Raw genomic sequence first — 12,036 nt, forward strand, 5'->3', positions numbered from 1 at the left:
TCGCGCCTCCTTCATTATCCTGGAAGCGCAATACTTATCTCATGCAAGAACTTTGACACCCCGACTTCTATACCGGCATAGAGAGTACCTCTGAATTCCTGGATCTGAATTTGTGCCCTGCCGATGTGGTCCGTCACGACAGGGTCATACTTCGCTGTACCCACTCGAAAAAAGACCCATATACCTTCCAAATCATCTCCCGAGCCATCCTTGACATGCACGCTGAATAAACTTCCCCCATTCCACCTGAGATACGAGAGTCGCGGTACTTCTTCGCCCAGAACCTCAACCTCGAAAGACTTGAACTGGGGGTGACCGGGGAGATTGGCTGAGAGAGTCATGATTCCGCTCCCTGATGTGAGGATATTGCCAGATTGTGAATATCCCGAGGCGTCTGTATCCGTGAACGGTATTGACGCATTCTGAAACTCCCCACGAACAGTCAAACCAGCCCAACCTCCACCATCATCTGAAGAAACGACCATCAAATTTGCCCTGATTGACGCGCCCGAGTAAACGACGGGAGGGCTGACATTCAGCACTTTGATTATTGGTCCCACTTTCACGCTCATCGGGATACTTTTAACGTCCCACCCTCCCAAGCCGCTCTCTACAGTCGCCGTCAATGCCCGTTCCCCAGACCCCGTGAGCATGAAACGAACAGTGGCCTTGCCATTGGCGTCAGTTTGACTCGACGGGAGAGCATCATCGTGGTCCGTCCACATGACCGTGGCACCTTCAGTCGGCAGACTGCTGAACGCCGAAACAACAGTGGCCTGCGCCTCGACCAGCTCTCCCGGGTGCTCCGCCGGTTTGGTGATGAGCAACTCGCTGATTTCATTTGGATCGTTCAAAAAACATGGCAGCAAAACCCAGACAGAGCGCTGCTCATCCCCCACACTCGCTTTCAATAGCGCCGCACCGGGCGTCGTCGGAACGAACTTAATTCTCGCCACTCCATAGTAGTCAGTTACGGATGTCTCACCCTCGATGTCCGGATGACTCCATTTCACCGTCCAGCCAACCATTGGTTTTCCACTGGCGGCAGAGATCAAAGTGATCGCCCAATCCAGCGTTTCACCCCAGGCAAGTGTTCGCAAAGCATGGCTGTCCGCACTTATCTTCAAGACCTGCGAACCCGGGCCCAGCGACATCGCATTGTCAGGCGACAGGCGTGCCAACCGCTCGGCAGAGAGTCTCAACGAGAAACTACCGTTCTTCACGTCTCCCGCTCGCAACGAAAACCTCGCCAGCCCGCCAGTGACAACCTGCGCCGCACCCAGCTCCGGTTCATAGTAATTGTCCAGCTCCGATGGCGCCGTGCTGGTCTGGCCCAGACGCACAACCTGCCCCTCCAGCACCTTCGGAAAAAATGCCACGATACTGTGCACGCCTTTTCGACGAGGGAATCCGGTCCTGCTGCCCCACATCTGCTGTGGCTGCCCGTCGATGCTCATCTTGACTTGCGCCCACGGACTGTCCGTTAACGGCTTGATCGCCGTGCTTTTTTCTTCTGTGTAATTGTCGTATGGGCTGCTCAACGAAGACCGTACCGAATGGATTTCAGCACTTGCTGGCACAAAGCCAAAACAGGAATTACCTTCGGCGTCGGTGTTCACGACAACGGGGGTATCCGTCATTTGCCATTTCACCGGCACACCTGCAACAGGCGTCCTGGTGAAGCGTGAAATCACATTCACGCATGTCCAGGCCGAATCCTGGTCCACCACTGGATCCACTGGCGATTCGAGCATGTAGTTGAAACTTACAGCGTTATGTCCCAAAAGCATCGGTTTGGCAGTCGCGACATACGACAGTTGCGGCAGACTCAACGTAAGAGCGAACTGGCCTGCCGTCACGCTGGAGACGAAATCGAGCTCCCAGGACGAACCATCTGCCTCCATGGGTTGAGTCCCGGGCAAAGGAGGACTCACAGTTGCGTCAAATTCGTCGGCTGGCGTCCCCGACCACTCCAGGGCTGACGACAGTCCCACCAGTGGACTCAGAACATTCAGCCAGACATTGAAGCGATGAACCGCCCCCAGGCAGGGATAGAGGGCCTGACCATCTAGAGCTGCCGAGCCCTGATCGAACCTGATGCTCAGTTCCTGCGTCAGATCCGGATTGATGAATCGCCCGGACAGCTCACGATCCTCTGCAACCCCATCAGCTTTCAAACTAAGCTGAAACAGACTGCTGATACTGGCATCCGCACTGGAGGTGAATATCCATGTCACTCCCTCCGGCATCAGCAGAAAAGGCACTCCAGGGTTAGCCATTTTCAAGCCGATCCGAGGATCCGCCTCTCGCCAGTTCAGGCTGATGTTTTTAGTACGGATCCATGGGCTTCCAGTAACAGGCACAACCTTCAGGGTATGTGTCTCGCCATGCCGACAGATCAAACCGAGTGTATTGAAATCGACGAGGTACTCATCCAGAAAAATCTTCACGTGCTGCTTCCAGAGGCTGGTCGCAATCGCCTTCACGACGAAGGTTCTTTCGCTCGGCTCGGCCTCTTCGTGCGCCTTGATCGTGGCATCGACGGGATGCTCCCCGGCAGCAAGAGGCCGATAGGAGTGCCTGGACCAACCGCCAGCGCCCGTAAACGACTTGGTAACGGTTCCATCCGGGTCCCTCCAGAAAACCAGTGCGCGCTCGACCGGATCGCCGTCACCGAGGGCCGTCTCATGCAGCACCTGCATCCACATCCATGCGCTTTCGTTTTCATCCACCACGCAAATCCTGTCAGGCTCACGCACGTCCCCTGGCTTGACGACGTTGCGGGCCAGTGACATGGGTTTCTCGGGCGAAGGCTCCAACAGATGCGAAGAGATCAGCCGCAGAGAAAACTGGCCATTTAGTTTGTCTTCGTTATCGAGTTGGTACCTGACTGTTCCTTCGGGACTTACCCGAACGGCGGTATCAAGCTCCGGATTGACTTTGACACCCAGTTTATCGTGAGGCTCGCCGAACCATCGCAGCGTCACATCGGTATTCCGCAGGACCTCAGGAAATCTGATCAGCAACTCATAGATCGCTCCTCGATTTGGATAACCCGGCTGCTCCCACGGGCGCTCCGCTCCTGCGACTATCGTGAGGACATCTTTCAACGGGTCGGTCGTCAGTACCTTGACTTCAAAGACCTGACTCACGACACGACTGGCGTAATACGGACTTTCGACCGAGGCCATAATGCGTAAATCACCGGCCTTATCCGGTGTGTGCTCGAAATAAACCCAGCCGTCAGGATCGGTCGGTGTCGTTGCGCTCACGTTTTTGCCTTCGACCGTCCAGGTTACCGCTCGCCTTGCCAGTGCCTTGTCGGTGTAATACGAGCCAACGCGAACCCCAACCTTCATGATTTGGTTGTATTCCAGAATCACGAAATGCTTCTGCTCCTGCACGTCGAGAAATTTCAAGCGGTGGTGATCCAGAGAGACCTGAATCCTGCGCGCAGGAGCGCTGTGCTCGCTGTTCAACCAAAGGTCGAAAAGAAGCGGTAACTCATCATCGAGTTCCGGAATGAAGAGCCGCCAAGCGTCATCCAGCGGCTTGTCCTTACCCCTTTCCGGATCGAAAACAATGGCGTCCTGCGGAATGTCACCGCTCAAAGATTCTCGCGTTCCCTGCCAGTCGCAATCGTCTGCGTGCACACACGTGAGTCGATGCGCCTGCGAACCGAGCGCACCCGGACACAGAGGCAAGGCCCGGTCCAGCGGCAACTCCTGATCATCCAGTTTCAGTGCCAGCAGTTTTGCCGCCGGCAGGTGCAATTGAAGGTTGATTCGGGTAATGCGCAACGACGAAAAGTAGTCACCCGCTTCGTTGCGCGGACTGCACACTTCGACACGCAGTGTGTGTGTATCTAGAAGCGGCAATGTCACCGGCACTTCGTATTCGCGCGGTTTGAATACCAGAGGCTGTCCCTTCTCCTGACGTAGTTGGTCGGCATTTCGATCACGGCCCAGCCCTACAAGTAACGGGACTTTCTGTGTTTCGGAAACTCCATCCACGCTGAGTTCCAAAAGGCCCTCCTCTTTGTGATTCATTTCGCCGAGGCAGGAGAGGACATAACGGGCCTCTGCACTGGCATTCTTGGGTACCAGGATTTCCTGAAAGGCAGAGGCGCCGTCAAGGGCCGACAAAATGCGTATTAGGAGGCCTTCATACTGCTCGGGCTTTGTTGTGACGTACGATGGATTGACTGGTCCATTTTTCCAGCCTGTGAGCCCCTGAGTAAAATCGCCATTGACGACCAGATTCCGCTCAGCCTGAGTTTCCGGACTAGCCATGTTTGCGGCTCCTCTTGACTTTATGTTTTGCAGCGCTCTCTTCGACTTCTGTCACCAGGTTTTCCACCGCCAATCTGAACGTCGGTTCACCGGCCTTGGCGGTATAACGGATGGTAAGGATCAGGTCAGTCATCGAGGCGAGTAATGAACACTGCGGTTCCTTACCCCACCACGGGAAATCGATCACCCAGGAAGAAACGGCACCCGTACTCTGAAAGGCGCGAAGCAAGCCCGGATCCTGGTCATCCATGACGCGTCCATCATCTGCGACACCTTGGGAGATCGCGATCTTTTGCCCCGGACGCGTGTTGAACAGTACATCCGCAGGTGCCGCCGTTCCTTCGGGGGTTTGCAGATACTCCACCGCCCGCGGCGATGGCCGGATGATGGTTCGGCTACCTGTCTGAGTCAAAGTGGCGTCGACAGTCTGATAAGGTCCAACCAGTGCCGGGATAGTGACATCGACCGAACTGATCAGACGGCAATATTCACCGGGATGTTTGAGGTTGTAGTGCAGCTCACCCACGTTGAACGCCAGCGTGCCCGTGGTCTGCAGTTTTTCGTGCGCTTTGGCCCAAGTGGGTGCATCTGGCTGGAGCCCGATGGCATTGTCGAAGGCCTCTCTCAAGGAAAAGATCATGACCCGCTCCAGTCGCCGCTCATAGCTTTGCAAGTGGTCATGCTCCATCTGCATCAGAAAGCCATGCAGTCGCTCACCCGCCAACAGGCCATGATGTTTCTCGGACCACGTCTCAGGCAGAAGTCTCTGTAAATCGTAATCACCGGTTTGAGCATTGCGCGACGCCTGTGCACTGATGCACAGGCTGCGGGTCGCATCGTAAGCCTGGTAGTACAGCGCCTTGAGTTCTGCCAGTAGCCAGTCATACAACTGACTGCGAGTCGTGCGCTTCTGAAGGAAATCGTACAAGGCCAGGGACTGACGATTGGTCTGTAACACCAATTGCAAGCTCTTCTCGGCAGCCTCTACAGCAATCTCCTGCGCCTTGATCTGCTCATCGATAGCTAACAGCTCGGCCAGTGCCAGATTGCGTTGCAAACCCCATTCGCGGCGCCGTAAGCGATAACCTTCGGCTACCAATCTCTTTTCCGCGTCTGCCTGTTTGCCCATGGAGGAAATCTGCAAGCCATAGGCGATGGCCTGTGCCACTCCTTCAGGAAAGGCATTGCCGTTGGCCACACCAAAGATTTTAGGTATGGCCGAAATTGCACCCGCTGTAGCCTGGATGGTCACCGATGCCTGATTGAGCTGTTTGGCAGCCTGAAGGTCATTCATGCATTTGTATTCTTCCTCAGTGACATTTAGCTCGTACCACTCGGAATAACCATCGGCGCGCTGCTGCACCGTCTCGCGACTTTGCCGCAATGCCGTCAGCGTTGCCTGCATCTGAGCGATGTTTTTTTCCTGAATGCTTTTCGTAAACTCGCTTTGATCGACCAGATTCGCTTGCTGCATTTCGCTCTGTTTCGCGGCATCGCGTTGTTCCATGCAGCGCAACACTTGAGAGCCGTAATCCTTGAGTGTCTGCACAGAGCGCAGTGCCATCTCGAAGGTCATCCGCCAGTTATAACCATTGATGCCAACTCGCCCACCCATCGGCCTTGGCCCGGCGCTGCTTCCGGCGGCCAGATAACGCAACAATTCCGCGGGATCCCCCGGTGAATCGTACAGCGCCAGGTCGAGTGGATTACCAGTGATGTCCAACCAATTGCGCAGGTTGTGCAGACGCTGCCGGGGTAACTGGAACACATCCAGCAATCGTTCATTGGTCGGAAATTTGAACGGCCCGGCTGCGATCAGTCCCATCGCCGGGGCTGCGGAGGCCGATGGCGGGACGTCCGCCAGGGAATACACATGCGTTTTTTCGAATGCCTCCAATGCCGGGCGGCTAGCGCTCTTTGCAATCAGTGCACCGAGTTCTTGTGGCTGCCAGTCAGTTACCGAGCGTGCAGAAGGAGGAGCGCCCAACATTGCTTGAGCCTGTAGATAACATTCTTTGGCCAACACCAGGCTGTCCCGCGTCAGTTGGCGGTAATACCAATCCCCTTCATCCATCAGATTTTTGACGAACTCGATGAACGTCCAAATCCTGAAATGACGTGGCTCCGAATAACTGATGGCGTACGGGTCGTCCTGTTTCTGGCACTCAGGGCCGAGATTGCCCTTTCCCACCAGAGCCCAGCATCGCCAAAAGTCCGGTTTGTCGGTCGGTTTCACCGGAACTGAAGGTTCCGCGACAGCTCGTGGGTCAAACACTTTTCGCCACCAGTCTTCCGCCTCGCGGTAACGATTTTCATCGCGAAGGCGAACGGCAACCAGATGTATGAGGTAGAAAAACAGCTCCCAGAAATACAAGCTGTTGGCACCATTGAACGCACCCTGGGGTTCACTAATCGTCCCTGCCTCAGGGGGCGGTTCATCCACGATCTGATTCGACCAGGCAAGTACAGCATCTACCGATGCATTGGAGAGAGCGACCAGTCGCGGACCAAACAGCGAGTTAAGGCGTACACGGGCCAGCGTTCCCGGCTTGTTGAACGCCAGAAACTCCGACGCGTTTCCCCGATTCCTTTCCAGCACAGCGGGATCGAAGCCAGCGATATCTTTCATCGTCAGTGAATATTGTTTACGGCCATACGCCGCAGTTACGTCGGTAACGCCAAAGGTAAAGGTGAAGTTGACAACAAAACCGCCTGATGAGCGCTTGTAGACAAGCCAAGGCGTTCCCCAGCCACCTTTTCCCGAAAACTTTCCTTTGGTTTCCTTTGGGTCATTACCTGACGGAGTGCTGGTCAAGGTCAGATCAAAATCGACCTCCGCCGTAGCACCAACGTCATTCGCCTTGCAAACACCCCTGACAGCCAGGATATCTCCCTTGGAATGGGGTAGAAAAATGGCTTCGAGTTCATAGAAGTCAGTCAAGGTTCCGGCCGCCACTACCGTGCTGACAATCTTGGGTTGGGTCTTTTCGGTCAACGAATGCTGGACGGTCAAAACATCAGGAAAGCGTTCCTTCAGAATTTCCAGCCAATCACCATTGTCATAATCTACCGGCCGAAACAGTACATCACGTACCACCGCTTGCTTCGCATTAGTGCCATCGAAAAACAACACACCCAGACAGCCATTGGGATGGCTTTCAGTCACGCGAGCCGTGGCGATCAAACGGCTACCGGCAGCCGGCGCACTGTCACTCGTATAGCTTTGCAAGGTCGTTGTGGGCGACCAGTCTCCGTTCTGCGACCTGAATGCGATATTGGTGCTGATTTTGTAGGGGACATATCCTTCCTTTTCTATCTCCCCGAGCTTATCTGAATACTCGACCCAGACCAGACAAGGTCGTCTATTCCAGAGCACCGGGCGCATGTCCACCACAGTTCCGGTGCCCCCCCCATTGATGAGGACCCACTCTCGCCAGGCCGTCGGATTGATGCTGGTACACGTCGGTGTCAGCTCGATCCTCGCTTCGCGCCAGTAATGTCTGTACGGGGCTACCCGCTCACGGGCGAGAAAAAAATACTCCCCATCCACTGCCGTGCTGCCATCTAAAAAAGCGCTGACGACCTGCAGATTGCAAATTCTCTCAAAGCCAGTGAGGTACTCGCGCATAGCTACCAGCACCGAGTCCTCGCTCAATTTTGTCTGGTTCAGGCTGGTGATCAATTGCTGAAACAAAAGAGTCATGTCCGGCCGCACGGAGGGCAGCATGTAATTTTCCGGGTAGATCAGGAGCAACATCAGCGCCGCCCAGTCCGGATAATTTCGGTACAGCTCCCAGCGCTTCAGGTCATCCTCGGGGAATTTCGCTTTCAGATACCCCGGCTCAAGCCTCCGATAAGCAGCATTGATGAACTTCTGCGCACAGATGATCGCCTCGGCACCAAAAGCACCAGGCACTTTTTGATTTTCCAGCGAATCAAGGCGCAGCAGTTGATTCAAATCGTCAACATTTTTGACGATGTTGAACGGCCCCGTGCTTTCACCAAGGTAGCCAATGCAGTAGTCCGCCAGCGCGGTGCGACGTTGCTCCAGCAGGTCGTTGATGATGCTTTGACTCATGATCACTTCTCCTGTCATACGGGATGCGCGAACGTTGGGTATCACTCGGGAATGACGGGGCGCTCAAATGTAATCGGCTTGAAATCCACCCCTTTTTCGCTGGCTTCCGAAAAAACGGTGCACATGAACGTCCCGCCCGTCGCGCTGGAGACAATTGCCCGGGCGAGGCCTTCCTGAGTGGTGAGGCCCTGAGCAGGACGGATATCGGCCTCGACATGCAGGCGAGGATCGTCGTCGACGGCAACCACGGTCCACCGCACCTGCCGGCTCTTGCCCAGATTGCCGAAGCTATCCATGAGGACTGCGGACAATTCGACGGACCGGCCCAACGGAACTTCACTCACCGGCACCTTCGACATGAAATGGGGTGGGAAATCCAGGTTTTTCCCATCGTCGATCAGCGAAATGAGAGGGGCTTCCTGCCTTGGAGTCAGGACCACCCAGAACAGCGGACGCTCACTCCCCATGACTTTCCCTGGGGTAAAGGTTGCCGTGGCGATACCAGCGGGACTGGTTTTTCCGACAACCAGACTGCCGAGGCTGGCCTGCCCTTGTACAGACACACCGCTGAGCGGCTGTTTATCCTGGTCTGTCAGGGTGATAGTGAAAACGATCTTGTCAGTGCTGCCGGCAATCACTTCGGTGTAGTTCGGAAGGATGTCCATGTTGACGAGCGGCGCACGAAGCTCGTCGGACGGACGAACCGGCGGCGCCGTTTCCGACAGGCTCAGCAAGGCGTGTTCGGCAGCATCTTTGTAAGCTGCCTTGTCGACGTCTTCCGGCAAATTACCCAGCAGAAAGATCGTCAGGGCATCCATCTTCGTATGAGTGGCCAGCTCACGCACACGGACCAGCAGATCCAGTTGCTTCAGATTCTTCAGGAGCCTATGCACCGGATCGATTCGTCCGATGCACTCGAGCACTTCCTGCTCGCTCCAATCGAAAAACCGTGCCAGCCACACTGCCGATGCCTGTTGTGCAAGACGCAGCTCGTCCACAGACAACTTCTCAGGATCGCCCAGCTCATTGACCTGACGAAGATACTCAAGCAACTCGGTGTAAGGCCGCTGGCTGATGTCGAAGGCATGAGTGAGCACTGTCAGGTAATACAGCGTGGTCATATTGAAGGCATAGGGATCGTCCTGCTCCCACCAGACACTCATGCCGTAGTCGAGCAAATCCCTGAGCACGTCATCCCTAAGATCCAGTTCATGGACAACGGCGCTGCGGCGACGCACATCGGCCAACAGGGTGAACAGTGGATCAAGCGGCTCGTCGCGCCCCTTGCGTGAGAACATTGTGTCCTCGGCAATATGATCGACAATGCGCGTCAGCAATTCATAAACAGTCGATTTCGCCCAACTCAAAACCCGTAGCGCCAGCTCCGCATCCAACCCGATGTACAACGCCAGATTTTCCCTGACTACGGACAACTGGGCATCACGCGCCTGTAACACGACCACGAGCATGGTCTCGACAATCGGAGTACGCACAGTGACGTCGTCCTCATCCAGCCCTTCACTGACCGCTTTATGGAGCTCCTCCCTAACAAACGCCAAGTACTCGGCCTCAGTGCCAGGGCGAGACTTCACCAGGCCGATAGGGTTGGTCACCCCAGACAGCAAGTCTCGCCAGTCTCTGCCCACCAGAGGTGGCACACCGGCCGTCAAAAAGGCGGAATGAGTCAACAGTGCGGCGCTCAGCAAGTTCCGAACCTGCTCGAACAAACGCAGTTCAGACTCGGATGCCACATTGGATACTGGTGGATCCGTCACTTGCTGCAGCATCCACAGCACCGGCAGGTTGCGGGACTCACACCAGTAGCGGCAAGCCACCAGAGCCAAAATGAGATCCAGCACGTCAGGTGTAGCGTCACCAGGCTCGCGGCTTTCCTTGATCACCGGAACGCCTGCCAGACCGTCAGTCCATGTCTCCCCGCCAAGCACCATGAGCATCAACAAACCTTCAACAGGGGTCATGTTCAACAGACGTGGCAATTTCACCAGACGGTAAAACGCCGAGAGAATGTTGTGGTTGCGTAGCAACGTTTCGGTGCGGTCATGGGCGCGCGCAATGGCGAGAGCCAGGTAGCGATAAGTCTGCAAATCGATATTCAGTGCACTGCAGATAAGATTGACCGTCAGCTCGATCTCGCCTTGTGCAGGAAACGCCTTGAATTCACCGTTATCCAGAACAATGCGATCGCGATAGTTGTCCTGGCGGTTGTTGTACACCTGATCGAATTGTGACGACTCCTGACCGCGTCCGTAGATCGCCAGTTTGTCGATAAACACCGCAAAATCCCGGGCGGTGCATTGATAGCCCTCACGCAAGGTCTGGAACAGGCCCAATGCATGCACCACATTTTTGGTAATCCAGATCCCGGACCTTGGCCTCTTGCCAGCACCTTCGGCATTTGAGGCAGCATCCAGCAACGCATCTACCTGCTCGGGCGACAATCCCATCCATTTATCCAGACGTCGTTTGCGGTTCATCCGGTCGTAGCGTTCAGGATCAGCGGGGTCTTCGCTTAACTTATGCAGGGACTCGAGGTACTCCACTTGCATGGCAGGTGATCTGCCGCCATTGATGAAGATCGATCCGGAACGCTCACTCTCCTGTCCTGCCAACGCCCCGTAGATTTCCACGTTGGGCGATCGGGCCGGAGCGAAGCTGCGGATCGACAGGAAGCCCTCAATATCCTCGGCACTTTGTTTGGTGTGCGGGCCGAAAATCTTGACCTGAGCGAGATCTTTCCATTCGGGATCTTTGATGCCGTAGTTCTTTAAGTAGAAAGCCTTTGCGTCGGCTGCCGTCACGGCAGGCTCAATCAATAATCCCCGCTGAAACGGGCCCAGCCGCGAAGCATGTGACAGTGCACGACCGGCATCCTCATCCCGGGCGTCAGGCTGGAGGAAATTCGGGTAGCCCGGATCCACCCAGCGTGCAAAATGTCCTACTGAAAGGCCATGATGGGCGGCGACCGTATTGATCGTTGCCCAGTGCTTGTAGTAGGGCAAACCATTCGGATAGCGCCTCTGGATCATTGCCTCTTCCAGATCCGGTTCTGGAGCAATGCTGTACTTTGCAATAAATTCTTCCAACACCTTGACGATGATGTTGACTGCAGAGATCGTCTGGTGCATCGCATTGCGATCAATGAGTAACTCGTTGATATCGACACGACGGTTATGAATGGGAATATTGCCGGGTTTCGAATTTTTTTCGATTTTGTTAAAGATCCAGTTCCAAAGTTCCACGAGATAGGCCACCACCCCTGTGGCATCTTCCAGCCCCCCGACCGGTGCGAACTCGTCAAATGCAGTGGGGAACAGCAACTCGTAACTGGGCCCAGTGTTAAAACCATCGGCACGTTCCGGCGTCGTTTTCGACCGGCCGGCCAGCGAGTTCTCGATGAACTGCCGCCGGAGATAAACCGCCAGAGCATTGGCTCGGTGCAGAAACTTCTGCGCCTCCTCAAGGCTGATTCCGAAGTCCCTGACCAGCCCCTCGGGCCCCTTCTCCACCAATGGAAAAATCGATTCGCCACGCTCCAGCCAGGCTTTCAGACCGGAAAACTTCTTGAGGCTATGCTGCTTGCCGAAAACCTGCTCGAACAACACCAGGCTGGGGCGTTTCGAGGTTTTTTTCCTGGCCATACTGGCA

At 55.4% G+C, this 12,036-nt stretch carries 3 protein-coding genes; all 3 read right to left on the minus strand.

All coding sequences use genetic code 11. The features are described 5' to 3' along the window. Positions 1–14: 14 nt before the first annotated feature. From ACW9HX_RS02945 to ACW9HX_RS02955, 3 genes are read right to left on the minus strand one after another with little or no spacing between them, the layout of a single operon-like run. Positions 15–4,292 carry a hypothetical protein gene (locus tag ACW9HX_RS02945; protein ID WP_457379437.1) on the minus strand — a complete coding sequence of 1,426 codons (4,278 nt, stop codon included), beginning with the start codon at positions 4,290–4,292 and terminating at the stop codon, positions 15–17. Then, a complete protein-coding gene (locus tag ACW9HX_RS02950; RefSeq protein WP_457379438.1) occupies positions 4,285–8,370 on the minus strand; it encodes a Tc toxin subunit A-related protein in 4,086 nt (1,361 codons plus the stop codon). The genes ACW9HX_RS02945 and ACW9HX_RS02950 overlap by 8 nt, the downstream gene beginning before the upstream one ends. Before the next feature lie 41 nt (positions 8,371–8,411). Continuing rightward, positions 8,412–12,029, minus strand: a complete 3,618-nt coding sequence (locus tag ACW9HX_RS02955) for a Tc toxin subunit A (RefSeq protein ID WP_457379439.1) — start codon at positions 12,027–12,029, stop codon at positions 8,412–8,414. Between the last annotated feature and the right edge of the window lie 7 nt (positions 12,030–12,036).

The organism is Pseudomonas sp. SDO52101_S400, from assembly GCF_054071635.1.